The 14896-nt window shown below is 58.2% G+C and carries 20 protein-coding genes; 11 read left to right on the forward strand and 9 right to left on the reverse strand.

The genetic code is table 11. From position 1 onward, the window contains the following. Nucleotide 1: 1 nt before the first annotated feature. The 3 genes from rho to hemE all read right to left on the reverse strand — a co-directional run bounded on the left by rho (nt 2) and on the right by hemE (nt 2935). On the reverse strand, nt 2-1267 hold the full coding sequence (rho, locus tag ABD653_RS09395; protein ID WP_160778435.1) for a transcription termination factor Rho: 1266 nt from the start codon (nt 1265-1267) through the stop codon (nt 2-4). A gap of 176 nt (nt 1268-1443) precedes the next feature. Then, nucleotides 1444-1887, reverse strand: coding sequence for a CopD family protein (locus ABD653_RS09400; protein WP_160778436.1), 444 nt, complete (start codon nt 1885-1887; stop codon nt 1444-1446). Nucleotides 1888-1909: 22 nt separating this feature from the next. Next, nucleotides 1910-2935 (reverse strand): uroporphyrinogen decarboxylase, encoded by a 1026-nt coding sequence (gene hemE / locus ABD653_RS09405; protein ID WP_160778437.1) that lies wholly within the window; start codon nt 2933-2935, stop codon nt 1910-1912. Nucleotides 2936-3264: 329 nt separating this feature from the next. On the opposite strand from hemE, the gene ABD653_RS09410 reads away from it, so the two are divergent. The 10 genes from ABD653_RS09410 to ABD653_RS09455 all read left to right on the forward strand — a co-directional run bounded on the left by ABD653_RS09410 (nt 3265) and on the right by ABD653_RS09455 (nt 9721). Continuing rightward, entirely contained in the window at nt 3265-4101 is an 837-nt protein-coding gene (locus ABD653_RS09410; protein WP_160778438.1) for a pyruvate, water dikinase regulatory protein, read from the forward strand. Then, nucleotides 4098-4688: a Maf family protein gene (locus tag ABD653_RS09415; RefSeq protein ID WP_160778439.1), complete on the forward strand. Its 591-nt coding sequence runs from the start codon at nt 4098-4100 to the stop codon at nt 4686-4688. Before ABD653_RS09410 ends, ABD653_RS09415 begins: the two co-directional genes overlap by 4 nt. Continuing rightward, entirely contained in the window at nt 4685-5542 is an 858-nt protein-coding gene (locus ABD653_RS09420; RefSeq protein ID WP_160778440.1) for a shikimate dehydrogenase family protein, read from the forward strand. Before ABD653_RS09415 ends, ABD653_RS09420 begins: the two co-directional genes overlap by 4 nt. Continuing rightward, nucleotides 5539-6144, forward strand: coding sequence for a dephospho-CoA kinase (gene coaE / locus ABD653_RS09425; protein ID WP_160778441.1), 606 nt, complete (start codon nt 5539-5541; stop codon nt 6142-6144). Before ABD653_RS09420 ends, coaE begins: the two co-directional genes overlap by 4 nt. Before the next feature lie 45 nt (nt 6145-6189). After that, complete coding sequence (gene dnaQ, locus ABD653_RS09430) at nt 6190-6879, forward strand: DNA polymerase III subunit epsilon (RefSeq protein ID WP_160778442.1); 690 nt, start codon at nt 6190-6192, stop codon at nt 6877-6879. 52 nt (nt 6880-6931) lie between these two features. Then, nucleotides 6932-7501: a ribosome hibernation-promoting factor, HPF/YfiA family gene (gene hpf / locus ABD653_RS09435; RefSeq protein ID WP_160778443.1), complete on the forward strand. Its 570-nt coding sequence runs from the start codon at nt 6932-6934 to the stop codon at nt 7499-7501. Nucleotides 7502-7606: 105 nt separating this feature from the next. Beyond that, the gene (locus tag ABD653_RS09440) at nt 7607-8068 is read left to right on the forward strand and encodes a PTS sugar transporter subunit IIA (RefSeq protein ID WP_160778444.1); all 462 of its coding nucleotides are present in this window, start codon (nt 7607-7609) and stop codon (nt 8066-8068) included. Then, nucleotides 8055-8525: a PaaI family thioesterase gene (locus ABD653_RS09445; protein ID WP_160778445.1), complete on the forward strand. Its 471-nt coding sequence runs from the start codon at nt 8055-8057 to the stop codon at nt 8523-8525. The genes ABD653_RS09440 and ABD653_RS09445 overlap by 14 nt, the downstream gene beginning before the upstream one ends. 2 nt (nt 8526-8527) lie before the next feature. Beyond that, nucleotides 8528-8866 carry a DUF1491 family protein gene (locus ABD653_RS09450; RefSeq protein ID WP_160778446.1) on the forward strand — a complete coding sequence of 113 codons (339 nt, stop codon included), beginning with the start codon at nt 8528-8530 and terminating at the stop codon, nt 8864-8866. Between the two features lie 204 nt (nt 8867-9070). Further along, nucleotides 9071-9721: a cell wall hydrolase gene (locus ABD653_RS09455; protein WP_160778447.1), complete on the forward strand. Its 651-nt coding sequence runs from the start codon at nt 9071-9073 to the stop codon at nt 9719-9721. A 59-nt stretch (nt 9722-9780) separates the two neighbouring features. On the opposite strand, the gene xth is transcribed toward ABD653_RS09455, so the two are convergent. The 3 genes from xth to ABD653_RS09470 form a co-directional block, all read right to left on the reverse strand. After that, nucleotides 9781-10566: an exodeoxyribonuclease III gene (xth, locus tag ABD653_RS09460; protein WP_160778448.1), complete on the reverse strand. Its 786-nt coding sequence runs from the start codon at nt 10564-10566 to the stop codon at nt 9781-9783. 65 nt (nt 10567-10631) lie between these two features. Continuing rightward, nucleotides 10632-10961, reverse strand: coding sequence for a HesB/IscA family protein (locus ABD653_RS09465; protein WP_160778449.1), 330 nt, complete (start codon nt 10959-10961; stop codon nt 10632-10634). Nucleotides 10962-10992: 31 nt separating this feature from the next. Beyond that, complete coding sequence (locus ABD653_RS09470) at nt 10993-11424, reverse strand: CBS domain-containing protein (RefSeq protein ID WP_160778450.1); 432 nt, start codon at nt 11422-11424, stop codon at nt 10993-10995. Between the two features lie 101 nt (nt 11425-11525). On the opposite strand from ABD653_RS09470, the gene ABD653_RS09475 reads away from it, so the two are divergent. Next, the gene (locus tag ABD653_RS09475) at nt 11526-11819 is read left to right on the forward strand and encodes a hypothetical protein (protein ID WP_160778451.1); all 294 of its coding nucleotides are present in this window, start codon (nt 11526-11528) and stop codon (nt 11817-11819) included. Here ABD653_RS09475 and ABD653_RS09480 read toward each other — a convergent pair. From ABD653_RS09480 to ABD653_RS09490, 3 genes are all read right to left on the reverse strand, one after another. Then, the gene (locus tag ABD653_RS09480) at nt 11816-12184 is read right to left on the reverse strand and encodes a (2Fe-2S) ferredoxin domain-containing protein (RefSeq protein ID WP_160778452.1); all 369 of its coding nucleotides are present in this window, start codon (nt 12182-12184) and stop codon (nt 11816-11818) included. The two genes, ABD653_RS09475 and ABD653_RS09480, sit on opposite strands and share 4 nt — an antisense overlap. Next, entirely contained in the window at nt 12181-14325 is a 2145-nt protein-coding gene (locus ABD653_RS09485) for a dipeptidyl-peptidase 5 (RefSeq protein WP_160778453.1), read from the reverse strand. The genes ABD653_RS09480 and ABD653_RS09485 overlap by 4 nt, the downstream gene beginning before the upstream one ends. Before the next feature lie 70 nt (nt 14326-14395). Next, nucleotides 14396-14881, reverse strand: coding sequence for a DUF2497 domain-containing protein (locus ABD653_RS09490; protein WP_160778454.1), 486 nt, complete (start codon nt 14879-14881; stop codon nt 14396-14398). Nucleotides 14882-14896: the final 15 nt, after the last annotated feature.

Raw genomic sequence — 14896 nt, forward strand, 5'->3', positions numbered from 1 at the left:
TTTACTGATTCATTGTATCGAAGAAGTCTTCGTTGGTCTTGGAATCCTTCATCTTGTCGAGGAGGAATTCCATCGCATCGATGGTGCCCATCTGCATCAGGATACGGCGCAGGACCCACATCTTGGAAAGCTTGTCCTTCTCGACCAGCAGCTCTTCCTTACGGGTCCCCGACTTGCCAACATCCAGCGCCGGGAAGATACGCTTGTCGGCAACCTTGCGATCAAGCACGATTTCCGAGTTACCGGTGCCTTTGAATTCCTCAAAGATCACCTCGTCCATCCGACTGCCGGTATCAATCAGCGCGGTCGCGATGATGGAGAGCGAACCGCCCTCTTCAATATTACGCGCCGCACCGAAGAACCGCTTCGGCCGCTGGAGCGCGTTGGCATCGACACCGCCGGTCAACACCTTGCCCGAGCTGGGTACGACCGTGTTGTAAGCACGGCCAAGACGAGTGATCGAATCGAGCAGGATCACGACATCGCGCTTGTGCTCAACCAGCCGTTTGGCTTTCTCGATCACCATTTCCGCAACCTGGACATGACGCGTAGCCGGCTCATCAAATGTCGAAGAAATCACTTCGCCATTCACGCTACGCTGCATGTCGGTGACTTCTTCCGGCCGTTCGTCGACCAGCAGAACAAGCAGAAAGACCTCCGGGTGATTGTCGGTAATGGCCTTGGCAATATTCTGCAGCAGCACCGTTTTACCCGTACGCGGCGGAGCAACGATCAACGCACGCTGGCCCTTGCCCTGCGGCGAGATGATATCGATCACGCGGGCCGATTTGTCCTCGACCGTGGGGTCGAGCGTGTCGAGCGAGAGTTTCTGTTCCGGGTAGAGCGGCGTGAGATTGTCAAAATTGGTCCGCATGCGGACCTGGTCAGGGTCTTCAAAGTTGACGCTGGTCAGTTTGGTCAGAGCAAAATAGCGCTCGCCTTCCTTAGGCGCGCGGATTTCGCCTTCCACAGTATCGCCTGTGCGCAGGCCCATTTTGCGGACCTGGTTGGGCGAGACATAGATATCATCCGGCCCGGCGAGGTAATTTGCCTCTGGTGAGCGGAGGAAGCCGAAGCCGTCCTGGAGCACTTCGATCGTGCCGATACCCATGATGTCTTCAGTGTATTCGTCGTCCTCCGCCAATTCGCGCAGGATGCAGAACATCAAGTCCTGCCGACGCATTGTCGATGCGCCCTCTACGTCCAGTTCTTCGGCCATTTTAACGAGGTCGGCCGGTGCTTTTGCTTTGAGATCTTTAAGATGCATTTCAGTTTATTCCATTTGGAAGTTTGGGCCGGCCGGTCTCATTGGGCTTTGGGAAAGCAAGACACTGTCGGGCCGCGCTATGGACGCGCTAGCCATGGCCAGTTGCAAGCGAGATAGATGCACCGTTGTGGCCCGTCAATTCGTGATTTGGATACCGGGCTGTGCCCAGCCAAATTTCAGAACGGTTTGACGATCACCAGCACCACAACCAGCACGGTCGCCAGGGCCGGCACTTCGTTGAACAGGCGCAGTTGTTTTTCGGACAAGGGCCGCTCGCCTCGCGCCATCTTCTTCGCTGTCGCGCTCATATAGCCGTGATATCCGCTCAGGAGCACCACCAGCAACAATTTGGCGTGAAACCACCCTTGGGTATAAGCGCCCACAGCAGAGGCCAGAGCGAGCCCCAGAACCCAAACCAGGATGATACTGGGAATCAGGATGACCTTCGACAATGTCTGCGTGCGCGACGCCCACAAGGCCTCTTCATCTGATCCCGCAGCGGATGCATGCATGTACACCATTTGCCGCGGCAGGATGAACAGGCCCGCCATCCAGAAGATGACGAATATGATATGGCCAGCTTTCAGCCAGAAATAGGTTGTTGCGAGAAATTCCTGCATCACCCCGCCCTAGCGTGCTCGATCAGCCCTGCCAATTGCGAACCGTCGCGACCAGGCGCTCGACATGTTCGATGGGCGTGTGTCGATCGATGCCATGACCCAGATTGAAGACATGCGGTCTTCCTGCAAGACTGCGAAGAATATACTCCGCGCGTTCCACCATCGCATCACCACCTGCCAGAATCAGCAGCGGATCGAGATTGCCCTGGACTGGCATGTCTTCGGGAAGGACGGAATCTGCCCATCCGGGGTCGACCGTTTCATCCAGCGCAATCGCATCGACTCCAGTGCCTGCGACGTAATCTGGCAGCTTCGCGCCTGCACCTTTTGGGAATCCAATAATCGGCGTGTCCGGCCGGGCTGCCTTGAGAGCAGAGACGATCTTCGCGTTCGGCTTGATCACCCATTGCACAAACTGGTCTGGCGCGAGGCTGCCGGCCCAACTGTCAAACAATTGAACAGCTTCGGCACCGGCATCGATCTGGCCGATCAGATACTCGATGCTTGCATCGGTAATCGCATCGACAATGCCCTGCAATTTGGCTGTGTTCGTATAGGCCATGGAGCGGGCAGCGTGCTGGTCACGGCTTCCCTCCCCGGCGATCATGTATGTCGCGACGGTCCACGGGCTGCCGGCAAAGCCCAGCATGGTTGTGCTGTCATCGAGCTTCGCACGAACCTGCCGCACGGTTTCATAAACCGGATCGAAACGGTGCTTTGCCAGTTCAAGATCGCTGAGTTCGGCATCAGCAAGCGGGGGTGAAAGATGTGGCCCTTCCCCGGCGAGGAATTGGAGATTCTGGCCAAGGGCATGCGGCACGATCAGGATGTCGGAAAACAGAATCGCCCCGTCAAAGCCGAACCGGCGCAAGGGCTGGATCGTCACTTCGCAGGCCGACGGACTGTCATAGACGAGATCGAGAAACCCCCCTTTTTCGGCACGCAATTCGCGATACTCGGGAAGATAGCGACCTGCCTGGCGCATAAGCCAAAGCGGGACATTCGGCCCGCGATTTCCGCGAAGTGTGTCGAGCAAAAGACCAGGCATCGAGAAGGGAATCCAATCAATAAATATATTTATAGAAAGATGATGGAGTCTGTTGGCCCTGTGGAAACTGGGCACAAGCCGCGCCTGCCCGAATTCTCCCGCCAGGGCCAGCTTTTTCCGGCGCGCGAATCCGCATGAACGCTGAGTCAAAACATACTTATGCGCACTATCCCCACACTGGTGAAAAGGTTCCAGCCTGTCTGCAAATGACCTTGCAAGAGTCGGGACAGTGGGGGTGGAATCCGGTCCCGAACTTGTCCGCTATCCTGTCCCGTGGTTTATGCCGCCCATTCTCCACAGGGCTCATCCCCACCAGTCGAGGCATGCTGATGAACCGTATCCATCTCCATCTGTTGTCGGATTCCACCGGCGAAACCCTGGAGATGATTGCCAAGGCAGCCCTTGCCCAATTCGAGAATGCCGACGTGGTCCGGCATTTCTGGCCGATGGTCCGGTCCCAGCAACACCTTGAGCGCATTGTGCCCGAGCTTGCCAACAATCCCGGCCTTGTTCTCTACACGCTGGTCAATGTCTCCACGCGCGAGGCCCTGGAAGACCATTGCCGCAAATTGTCGCTCCCCGCTGTCGATGCACTTGATGAAGTGACCCACGCGCTGGAGCGTCAGTTGGGAGAGGAGGCACATGGCCGGCCTGGCCGACAACACCGGATGGATGATGCCTATTTCCAGCGCGTGGAGGCGATCCAGTACACGATTGCCCAGGATGACGGTGTTGGCGCAGAACATTGGGAAGAGGCCGATATTATCCTTGCGGGGGTCTCGCGGTCCTCCAAGACACCGACCAGCATCTATCTGGCCAACCGCGGCTACAAGGTGGCGAATATCCCACTGGTTGTAGAGAGCCCTCCCCCGGCGATCTTGTTCGAATTGAAGAAACCGATGGTAGTTGGCTTGACCACCGCGCCGGAGCGTCTTGTCCAGATCCGGCGCAACAGGTTGCTGACACTGAACGAGCAATCCGAGACATCCTATGTCGAAAAGGATCGTGTGACCGAGGAGGTCAAGTTCGCCCGGCGCATGTTTGCCGACAACAATTGGCCAGTCATTGACGTGACGCGGCGCTCGATCGAGGAAACCGCAGCCGCGATCATTCGTTTACACAATGAACGCCATGCCCGCATCAAGCCGGGGGAGAAGCCGATATGACCACTCTGATCCTCGCATCCAAAAGCGGCTCGCGTAGAGCAATGTTGGAGGCAGCTGGCGTCGCTTTTGAAGCAATTGCTGCCGATGTGGACGAACGCCAGCTGGAATCGGAGATGGCAGGAGCCGAACCAGCCGAAATCGCGCAGGCCCTGGCTGCCGCCAAAGCTGTTGCGGTCTCCGAGAAGGATCCTCATCGCTTGGTGCTGGGGAGTGATAGTCTGGTCGAAGTCGATGGCCAGAGGTTCGACAAGCCAAAAGACCGGGATCAGGCTGTCGAACACTTGCGCCTATTCTCGGGCAAGACGATGCGGCTGCATAGTGCCGCTGCACTGGCGGTCGACGGCCGGATCACATGGATCGATCACGGATTGGCAACGCTCAAGGTGCGGGACCTGTCAGAACAATTCATCGCAAGTTACCTTGATGCCGAGTGGCCCGAGGTCAGCGCCTGTGTCGGTGTTTTCAGGATCGAAGCCCGTGGTGTGCAATTGTTTGACCGGATTATCGGAGATCAGTTTACGGTTCTGGGCATGCCCTTGCTGTCCGTGCTTGGGGCGCTGCGTGAACGCGGTGTGCTTGCTGCATGACAATGCCCTATGCCGAAGTCATTGGAGACCCGATTGCACAATCGAAGTCTCCCTTGATCCATGGCTTCTGGATCGCGAAGTTTGGGCTAACAGCTGACTACAAGGCCCGGCACGTCCTTGCTGGAGATCTCGAGACCTATCTGGACCAGCGCCGCACCGATCCTGACTGGCGCGGATGCAATGTCACTATGCCGCACAAGCAGGCGATCCTGCCTTTGCTCGACCATCTGGACCCATTGGCCCGCCAGGTCGGTGCCGTGAATACTGTAGTGCGCAATCAAGACGGCTCATTGACTGGTTTCAATACTGATGTGGCCGGCTTTCTCGAGCCTCTCGCTTCCGATTTGCAAAACGACCATCTGTTTCGCATGGCCCGCATTCTTGGAACCGGCGGAGCAGCACGCGCGATTGTTGTTGCCTTGGCAGATCGGGGTTTCACACTGGTCATTGCGGGTCGCGATCCGGCCAAGGCCGAGCGCTTGTTGGAAGAGCTGGCGCCCCGCGGGGAAAGCTTCACGCCGCCGCTCAGTCATTTTGCCAAAGCAACCGACTTTGCCTTCGATGACCGCGAAGGATGTTATGATCTGGTCGTTAATGCGTCTCCCTTGGGCATGACGGGCCAGCCGGACTTGCCCTTTGATGTGTCCCACGCTCCACCTGGTTCCATCATCTATGACATCGTTACGTCCCCGGCGCAGACTCCATTGCTCAGGGACGCGCAGGCGAACGGATTCGACACCATAGACGGCTTGTCGATGCTGATCGGGCAAGCGCGCGAAGCTTTTCGGCTGTTCTTTCATGAGACTGCGCCGGGCGAGTGGGACGACGAATTGCGGGGACTATTGCTAGCATGAAGAAACCGACCATTGTCGGCCTCACCGGCTCTATCGGAATGGGAAAATCGACTGTCGCAGACATGTTCGAACGTGCCGGCGTCCCGGTGTTCGATGCTGATGCAGAGGTTCGCAGGCTTCAGGGCCCGGATGGAGAGTTGATACCTGCCATCGAACAGGCGTTTCCTGGGTCGACTGGCCCGACTGGGGTACTGCGCGAACGATTGGGCGAACTCGTCTTTGCGGATTCGGATGCCCTGGCCCGTCTCGAGGCAATCATACACCCGGTCGTCGGGCGCAATCGGACTGCTTTTCTGGCCGAACATGCCGACAAGCCTTTGCTGGTGTTCGATATTCCGCTGCTGTTCGAGAAGGGCGGTCACGAGGCTGTTGATTATGTCGTGGTTGTGTCTGCCCCGGCAGAAGCGCAGCGTGAGCGAGTGCTCGCCAGGCCGGGCATGACACCGGAGAAGTTCGAGCATATCCTCTCGCTCCAGGTCCCTGACGCAGAAAAGCGCGCCAAGGCCGACTACATTATCGATACCGGACAATCGCTGAAGGATACCGAGCAGGCAGTAGCTGCGCTGGTCGAGAAATTGATACTGGAACGCGTGTCAGACTGATTCGCACCCTTGCGCAGCCGCGATCATGGGCCGATAGTGTCTCCAATGCGTGAAATTGTGTTCGATACGGAAACCACCGGCCTAGATCCCAAGACGGGAGACCGGATGGTTGAAATCGGCTGCGTGGAAATGGTCAACCGGGTTGAAACCGGTGCTACCTTCCATGCCTATTACAATCCCGAGCGCGACATGCCTGCCGGTGCCGAAGCAGTACACGGCTTGTCCGAAGTGTTCCTGTCCGACAAACCCCTCTTCCGCGATGGCGCGCAAGACTTGCTGGATTTCATCGGCGATGCTCCGCTTGTCGCCCACAATGCCGGGTTCGATTTCGGCTTTCTCAACACCGAGCTCGAGTTGTGCGGGCTGGAACCAGTCAGTCTCGAACGGATGATCGATACGGTTGCCATAGCGCGCAAGAAACATCCTGGAGCGAAAGTTTCTCTTGATGCCTTGTGCAGCCGGTATGGAGTCGACCGAAGCCACCGGGTCAAGCATGGCGCGCTGCTGGATGCCGAGCTCCTGGCCCAGGTCTATGTCGAGCTGACGGGTGGCCGACAGATTGGCTTGACCCTTGATGCTGACCGACCCGTTGCGGATGTGACCCCGACGGCGAAAGCTATGCCAGCGACTGAGCGGAAATTTCGCGAGCCGCGCCAGCATATGGCGAGCGCGGACGAAATTGCGCGCCACAAGACTTTTCTTGAGGGGATAGAGTCACCACTTTGGAATGCATAGCTTCCCCATCAGGGTGGCTGCGACGAGTTGATATATAAGGAGAATGGCGACGATGGATATTCGTGTTTCAGGCCACCAGGTGGAAACCGGCTCAGCTCTGCAGGATCACGCTTCAGACCGACTCAATACCATCGTTGAGAAATACTTCAATCGAGCGATTTCTTCGCATGTTACTTTCGGCAAAGCGCCGGCCGGTGCGTTTGCCTGCGATATCGTCACCCATGTGATGCAAGGCCTTGTCCTGAAAGCTCATGGCGAAGCGCATGATGCGCATCTGGCACTCGATAATGCGGCCGAGAAGATCGACAAGCAATTGCGCCGATACAAGCGCCGCTTGAACGACCGGCATGAACAGACGGCCCACGCCCAGCGTGAGGAAGAGGCGGCCTATACGATTTTCGCGTCAGAGCCCGACGATATTGAAGAGCTGGAATCAGCAGATGCGCCGCCAGTGGTTGCCGAAACAAAAGTGGATATTCCCGAGGCTTCGGTGGCCGATGCTGTCATGATGCTAGACCTGCGCGACACAAACGCAATGTTCTTCAAAAATGCTGGAACCGGCAGGCATAATATGGTGTATCGCCGCGGTGACGGATCGATCGGTTGGGTCGAACCACACTGAGATGGGGGGATTTCAATCTCCCTAATGCTCCACCGGTATCCCCCGCGCGGCGCAGCATAGGCGACCCGCAAATCAACTGAGACTCTGAAAGCGACGATACGCGTTATGAATGCCCTGTTTCGTTTCCCCCCGGAAGCCGTGACCAGTGTTGCAGCTACCGACAAGACGGCAATTCTGTCGTTGTTGGCGGAGCATTTTGCCGAGGTCTACACTCTTGATGCTGTGGAAGTGCTTGATGCTCTGGAAGAGCGGGAAAAGCTTGGCAGCACCGGTTTCGGGCGCGGTGTTGCGATCCCCCATGCGAGATTGGACACTATCAATCGTCCACTAGCAGTACTGCTCCGGCTCGATCAGGCATGCGAATTCGGTTCTGCCGACGGGATGCCTGTCGATCTCGTGTTCGGCCTGCTTTCTCCAAGCCAGTCGGGCGCGACTCATTTGCATGCGCTGGCGGCAATATCCCGTCTCGTTCGAAACGAGGATACCCACCGTCAATTGGCCGAAGCCCCGGATGGCGAGGCGCTCTACGCGCTCATCACCAATGCGGTAGACCGTGACGCAGCCTGAGGAAGGAACTCCTGGAGCCAATCTCCATTTCAGGGCGCTCGAGCGGCTCTATGCCTCGGCCCCGGTCAACCACTTGTTCCAATCCGATCTCACGATCGAAGAAGAGGGCCGCTCGCGTCTCGTTTTCCAGGTGACAGAGCAGTCCTATCACGCTGCAGGCGCAGCCCACGGCACGATCTATTTCAAAATGCTGGATGATGCCGCCTTTTACGCGGCCAACACCTTGGTCACGGACCGGTTCCTTTTGACGACATCGTTCAACCTGCATTTTACTAAGCCGGTCAAAGTGGGCGAGGTGGTGGCCGAAGGGCGCTGGGTCAGCGGCCGCCGCCGCGTTTTCGTCGCTGAATCGCGCTTGATCGATGCCGAAGGGGATGAAATCGGGCGTGGAACAGGCACCTTTATGCGATCGCACATCGCCCTGTCTGGGCTGGATGGATATGCCCCGGGCGGCTGACCATGGCTGATTCGCGTCTCCCCGCCCATCTCGAAATCGCTGCATTTCTACGACTAATCGAAGCCCAGGGAGGCTTTGGAACGGTCCTTGCCAAAGGTGAGCGCGACGCTGGCACCGTCTTGCTGGTTACGACAGAAAATGGCCAGAATGCGCAACTTTACGAAAGAATGCCTCAACTCGACGGAACCCGTGCATGGGCACTATCTAGGGTTCAAGAGCCTGATAAATCAGAAGAATTTTCCGAGTATTTGGCCCGCAGGGCGCGCCAGGATAGTGACGTCTGGATTCTCGAGGCGGACGTCGCAGACGGGCAACGGTTCATCGAATCCCTGCCCCGATAAGTTGACTTAAACGTCAACCTGCCTATTTGGCCCTCAACTTCCAGACGCGCAGGCGGCCAGGGCAACAATGAGGTTGTTTGGCTAGCACGCAGACGGGGGGCGGCCGGCAGGCTTCAAAAGAACCACTCTCTCCACATCGCAAATAACGCGAAACAGGTTCCAGCCTGCGTCTTGGCGCGCTCACCGCCGTAAGTAAAAGATCACATGAGTCGTAAGACACACAAAGCCAGCGTCGTGGCAATTGCTGCTATGCTCGGCCTTATCGTTGCCAGCGCCGAGACATCGGGTGCAAATGCCCAGCAGGGCGACATGGCTACGATACCCGACCAGCCCATGGTCGAAGAAACCGTTCCGGTGTTTGTTTCGGAAGAAGTCGTGCAAACGGTTCCCGAAACGCCAGCAGAGCCCGAGGCGAAAGCCGATCAGCCTGTTTCCGCCAATTCGCTGCGCAGCCTTATTGCGCAGGTCGACGCGCCGCAGGATCTCTCGCGCCAGATGGAATGCCTTGCTGGCACCGTCTATTTCGAATCGCGCGGCGAACCGATCCATGGTCAGTTGGCTGTGGCGCAGGTTGTCATCAACCGGGCCGAATCCAATGCTTTCCCGTCGGACTATTGCGGCGTTGTCTATCAGCGTTCGCAATTCTCGTTCGTAAAGAATGGCACGATGCCACGCATCAAGCGCGGATCGGCTGCGTGGGTTCGCGCGAAGAAGATCGCGAAGATTGCGCATGAAGGCCTGTGGGAAAGCGAAGCGCAAGATTCGCTCTATTTTCACGCGAATTATGTGAAGCCGCGCTGGAGCTACCGCAAACAGCGCCGCGCCAGCATCAACACGCACATTTTCTACCGTTAAGCCCGCCCTTCGGTGGGTCGCAGGGGGCCTCTTCGTGCTGCGGCGCGGAGGGGCCTTCTTTATGTGCCGGTGATTTCAACCCAAACGGGTGCGTGATCGCTGGCTTTTTCGCGCCCGCGATATTCCTTATCGACGCCGGCGGAAACCAGCCTGTCGGCCAATTCGGGCGACAATAGGCAATGATCGATCCGGAAGCCGTGATCGCGCTGCCATGCGCCGCGCTGGTAATCCCAATAGGTCCACACTCCCCCTCGCGGATTGAGCGTGTCGAGAGCATCAGTCCATCCATCACCGAGCAATCGCCGGTATGCATCGCGCGATTCCGGTTGGGTCAGCGCATCATCGGCCATCGCGCGGACAGAGAATGTGTCTTTGGCCTCGGGAATGACATTGAAATCGCCAAGCACGATCGTCGGCCGTTCCAATTGCCACAATTCCCGCATCCGCGCTTGCAGCCGGCGCATCCATGCCAGCTTGTAATCGAATTTGGGCCCTGGCTGTGGGTTGCCGTTGGGCAAATAGAGGCAGGCGATCCGCACACCGTTAACCTCAGCCTCGAGGTAGCGGGATTGGGGGTCTTCCTCGTCACCAGGCAGCAGTGGCAAACCACGCTGCGTCTCCTCCGGCTTCACCCCATCCGCAAGAATGGCGACACCGTTGAAGCTTTTCTGCCCGTGCCAGATCGCATGATAGCCGATCTTTTCGAATGCTTCGGCAGGAAACCCTTCGTCCTGGCTCTTGATCTCTTGCAGACATGCCACCGCAGGCCGGGTCTCTTCCAGCCATTCCAGCAAGCGCGGCAGGCGCGCCTTGATTCCGTTGATGTTGAATGTTGCGATACGCATGGCGTGATCTGTGCCTGATCTGAGGGCGCGCGTCTAACCCAAAGCGCCCGAACCCGCCACCCGGTTCAGATCCCGAAGCTGGACCCGCAACCACAGCCTGCGGCGGCTTGGGGGTTTTCTACTTTGAAAGCGGCACCGCCCAGTGATTCCACGAAATCGACCACGCTGCCTGCAACAAGGTCGAGGCTGATCGGGTCAATTACCAGCTTCACGCCGGAAGTCTCGCTTTGCAGATCCTCAGCATCTGCTGCATCGGCAAGGTCAAACTTGTATTGGAACCCCGAACAGCCTCCACCTTCAACAGCCAGGCGCAGGATCGCGGGCTTGCCCTGCTTTTCGGCAATCCACTGCACGCGCTTGGCGGCTGCATCGGTCAAGGCAGGAGTCTCGCTCATATGCTACATGTAATGCCGATCTGGCCGGGTCTCAAGCAGTCTGGATGTAATCGCGCATTGCCGCTGCTTCATGCTCGACTTCGTCAATCCGCGATTTCACTAAGTCGCCGATCGATACGAATCCGGCAAAAGCCCCATTGTCGGTCACCGGCAAGTGTCTGATCCGGCGCTTGGTCATCAGGGACAGGGCTTCATCGACCTTGGAGGACTTTTCTACCGTGATGGCCGGAGCTGTCATGACCTGACCGACCAGCTTTTCCAGACATGCAGTGCCTTCGTCGGCCATGCGATAAATGACATCACGTTCAGAAAAGATGCCGGCAATTCGTCCGTCTTCCATGACGGGCAGGGCACCAATCCTTTTCTCGGCAAGGATGGCGACGGCTTCGCGTACGGGTTGGCCCGCCTCGCATGTGACAATATCCGACGGGTTCCGGCCTGCGATAAGCTGCGCGATTTCCATGGACGGCTTCTCCTTTCCAGTTTGTCCGGAACATGCCACGGCGCGGCGAGTTTGGCGAATCGGGGTATTTACCAAGCGCCCCATCCATCTAAGGAAGCGACATGATTCCCAAATCCCCCCTCGAGGATCCGGAAAACGCAGCTTACGCTTTCGCGCGATACAAGCGGCTGATGCGGTTCATGTTCGCTGTTACTGTGGGCGTGGTGATCATCGCGCTAGCGCTGCTTTACGAGCGCAATGGCATGGTATCGCCGCATTTCTTCATCGCGGTCGCGCTCGGGATCGGGTTTTCGATGATGCTGATGAGCGCATTGATGGGTCTGGTATTCCTGTCCAACGGAACAGGCCACGATGCCTCCGTCGACAACAATCTTCCCCGGTCAGACGAAGATTAGCACGGTCCGCGCAGGCGAAATTCTTCAACGGGCTGACCGCCTATCAAGTGCTCCTGGATGATCCGTTCAAGCACCGCTTCGTTACAAGAGTGATACCAAACCCGGTCGGGATAGACGACGGCAACTGGGCCCGCGGCGCAGATTTGCAGGCAATCCGCCTTGGTTCGCTGCAACCCGCCTTGTTCGGTCAATCCCAGTTCTTTCATCCGGCTCTTGAGGAATTTCCATGCGCGCTCCCCGTCCTCGCGCTGGCAGCATTTCTGCTTTTCACTCATCGCGCACAGGAAGATATGTCGCTTGACCGTCTCTCCGCCAGTAAAGGCGAGTGCGGTTCGTGCGTCCGCGAGCTTACGCTCGTGCGTCACTCGGCGTCGTCTCCCAGCCACCGGTCCAGCCAGGCAAACACCGTCTCGTGCCATTGCAGCGAATTCTTGGCTCCGAGGACCCAATGATTCTCTTCTGGGAAGACCAGCAACTTGGCTGGAATGCCGCGTTCCTGCAGGGCAGTGAAACTGGCGATTCCCTGAGTGTAGGGTACGCGGAAGTCCTTTTCGCCCGTAATCACGAGCATCGGAGTTTTCCATTGGTCGACATGGTTCACCGGGTTCCAGCGCTCATACTCATCGCGCGCTTCGGCATAGGAACCGCCGAAATCCCAGCGCGGGAACCACAACTCTTCGGTGGTGTAGTAAAAGCTCCGCATATCAAAGAGCCCATCATGCTGGACGAGGCATTTGAAGCGATCGGGCCATCTTCCGGCGATCCAGTTGACCATATAGCCACCATAGGATGCCCCCATGGCGCAGGCGCGTGATCCGTCGATCTGGCTGTCCTGGGCCAGCGCCGCCGCCAGGCCCTTGTGAAGGTCTTCCAGCGGCTTGCCGCCCCAATCACGGTTGATGCTGTCGGTGAAGGCCTGCCCGTATCCGGTGCTGCCGTGGAAATCGACGGAGATCACGGCGTAGCCCTGACTGGCCAGAACGCGTGGGTTCCAGCGGCTGGACCAGCCATCGTTGAAAGATCCCTGCGGGCCACCATGGATATAGAGGATCGCGGGCATCGGCCCTTCCTTGCCCTCCAGCTTGGTAATCTGGCCCCACACTGTGTCACCCTGTGCGCCTTCGAAATTGAACCGTGTGGTCACGATGGATGCCAACCCTCCAACCTGACGGCTCGCGGCCTGCGAAATGGGCTTGGCCTGTTTCCAGTTTTTCGAAAGGAAGAGTTCGGGTGGAGCACCGATCGAATCGCGGGTAAATAGCAGACGGCCTCCGGATAGTGGCTGGATATTGCCGAGATGCGCCTCGTTGCCGGCCATAAGGTCCAGCTTTTCGATTGCACCGCTTGTCGGATCAATCCGGAAAGCAGGTGTGTCGAGGACGTCCTGTGCAGCTGCGACAATCCATTTCGAATCCGGTGTCCAGCTGAGTGAGTGGAAGCTGCGGTCGAACCCTTGGGTCAGTGCGCGGGTATCGCCGCTGGCGAGATCGCGCAGCATGATGGTGAGTTTGTCGGATTCGTAGCCCGGTCGCTCCATCGCCAGCCAAGCCAGGAACTTGCCATCCGGCGAAGGGGCGGGCGAGGTATCCGTTGCAGCATTACCGGCAGTTATGTTGACGGGAGCGGCCCCTGCCAGCCCGGCGCGATAAATGTCGAGATTGGTCGAGGTTGGTTCGTTGGCGTCAGATCTTCGCGCGACGAAATAGACGGAAGATCCGTCTGCCGCCCAAGCTACGTCTTCCCCTCCGCCAAACGGCTTGGTCGGCGTATCGCCTGTCAGCGCTCCTTCAGATGAAGCTGGCCCATCGAGCGCTTCGCCATCTCCCACGGCCACACCATCCTCCAGGCCAAATACGAAAACCCGGCTGAATGTGCCGCTGGTCTCCCACTTGTCCCAGTGCCGCACAAAGCCTTCAATGGCGTCGTAGAGCCGCCCGTTGCCGGGACCGGGAAGGTGGGCCTGACCGTCCCCATCGCAACCAAAGCGCGGACATTCGCGAGCGATTTCGGCCCAGACGGCGATATTTTCGCCGGTCGGCGACAGCTTAAACCCGACAATGTCGGTCCCCAGGTTGGTCACCTGCATGGGCCCGGTTACATTGCCGTCTGCTTCCAGCGCAGCCCGCCAGACCTGAACGCTGCCGCTATCGTCATCGCTTCCTTCGGCGGGCCGGTCAGACAGAAAGTAGAGAAAGTCGTCAGCCCCAAAGGCAGCGGCGAAAGCCGAGCCACGTAAATCGAGTTTTACCGGCTTGGCATCCAGATCGGTCAGGCTGCGCAGGTACAGATCGGTGCTGCGTTCGAGCGTGTCTTCGTTGGTGGTGGTGACCGCATAGACCGTGAATGTTCCAGCCTTGGTGGTTGTCGGCCCGCCCAAACGGGGCGTGGTGATGAGGTCACGAGCCGTCATGGCGGGCGCACTGCCCGGTTCTTGCGCAACAATCGTGGTGGAGGCAGTGGCAGCCAGACAAGCGGCGAGGGCGGCGGTCCCGATATGTTTGATCATGGCGCGAAGGTTTAGGCCTTCGCCGCATCGCTGCAAGAATTTTTGACGGGACAAACCAACCCGGCGGAAATTACCCGCGCTTGCCAGCGATCCTCGAGATTTCGTCCCGGACCATCTGCTCCACCATCGGTGGCAGATTGGTATCGAGCCACTCGGCCAGCATCGGGCGCAGCATTTCGCGGACCAACCCCTCCAACGAGGTTTCCCCTGAACGTACGATCTGGGGTGGGGCGCCCGGCTCTGCCAACATGGCTAGAGCGGCGAGATTGTCGCGCATGGCATCGCGTGCAGTGTCTGTCAGAAGGGCTTCGTTAGCGTCGTTGTCGGCGCTTTCACCGAAGTCGACCACTGCCTCGTCTTCGACCATTTCTTCAGCGCCCAATTCGAGCACTTCCTCGGCTTCTTCCTCCGAGACGGGCTCGGGGCGATCCTTGGCTGCGGCTTCGCTTTCGCGACGCTTGCGCGCTTCCATCGCGCCAGCGCGATTATCGCGAGCGATTACCTTCTTGATCGAATCCAGTATTTCCTCGACCGAGGCTTCGCCTTCCTGGCGCATGCCCTATCCCCCTCA

Origin of the sequence: Parerythrobacter jejuensis, assembly GCF_039536765.1 — a bacterium.
GTDB classification, from domain to species: Bacteria; Pseudomonadota; Alphaproteobacteria; order Sphingomonadales; family Sphingomonadaceae; genus Parerythrobacter; species Parerythrobacter jejuensis.

Bases quoted from the DNA above. Each gene is read 5' to 3' on its own strand.
- ABD653_RS09465 (WP_160778449.1), bottom strand. From the start codon at position 10,961: ATGAGCGAGACTCCTGCCTTGACCGATGCAGCCGCCAAGCGCGTGCAG.
- hpf (WP_160778443.1), top strand. From the start codon at position 6,932: ATGGATATTCGTGTTTCAGGCCACCAGGTGGAAACCGGCTCAGCTCTG.
- hemE (WP_160778437.1), bottom strand. From the start codon at position 2,935: ATGCCTGGTCTTTTGCTCGACACACTTCGCGGAAATCGCGGGCCGAAT.
- rho (WP_160778435.1), bottom strand. From the start codon at position 1,267: ATGCATCTTAAAGATCTCAAAGCAAAAGCACCGGCCGACCTCGTTAAA.
- ABD653_RS09450 (WP_160778446.1), top strand. From the start codon at position 8,528: ATGGCTGATTCGCGTCTCCCCGCCCATCTCGAAATCGCTGCATTTCTA.
- ABD653_RS09475 (WP_160778451.1), top strand. From the start codon at position 11,526: ATGATTCCCAAATCCCCCCTCGAGGATCCGGAAAACGCAGCTTACGCT.
- ABD653_RS09485 (WP_160778453.1), bottom strand. From the start codon at position 14,325: ATGATCAAACATATCGGGACCGCCGCCCTCGCCGCTTGTCTGGCTGCC.
- xth (WP_160778448.1), bottom strand. From the start codon at position 10,566: ATGCGTATCGCAACATTCAACATCAACGGAATCAAGGCGCGCCTGCCG.
- ABD653_RS09490 (WP_160778454.1), bottom strand. From the start codon at position 14,881: ATGCGCCAGGAAGGCGAAGCCTCGGTCGAGGAAATACTGGATTCGATC.
- dnaQ (WP_160778442.1), top strand. From the start codon at position 6,190: ATGCGTGAAATTGTGTTCGATACGGAAACCACCGGCCTAGATCCCAAG.
- coaE (WP_160778441.1), top strand. From the start codon at position 5,539: ATGAAGAAACCGACCATTGTCGGCCTCACCGGCTCTATCGGAATGGGA.
- ABD653_RS09400 (WP_160778436.1), bottom strand. From the start codon at position 1,887: ATGCAGGAATTTCTCGCAACAACCTATTTCTGGCTGAAAGCTGGCCAT.
- ABD653_RS09470 (WP_160778450.1), bottom strand. From the start codon at position 11,424: ATGGAAATCGCGCAGCTTATCGCAGGCCGGAACCCGTCGGATATTGTC.
- ABD653_RS09440 (WP_160778444.1), top strand. From the start codon at position 7,607: ATGAATGCCCTGTTTCGTTTCCCCCCGGAAGCCGTGACCAGTGTTGCA.
- ABD653_RS09410 (WP_160778438.1), top strand. From the start codon at position 3,265: ATGAACCGTATCCATCTCCATCTGTTGTCGGATTCCACCGGCGAAACC.
- ABD653_RS09455 (WP_160778447.1), top strand. From the start codon at position 9,071: ATGAGTCGTAAGACACACAAAGCCAGCGTCGTGGCAATTGCTGCTATG.
- ABD653_RS09415 (WP_160778439.1), top strand. From the start codon at position 4,098: ATGACCACTCTGATCCTCGCATCCAAAAGCGGCTCGCGTAGAGCAATG.
- ABD653_RS09420 (WP_160778440.1), top strand. From the start codon at position 4,685: ATGACAATGCCCTATGCCGAAGTCATTGGAGACCCGATTGCACAATCG.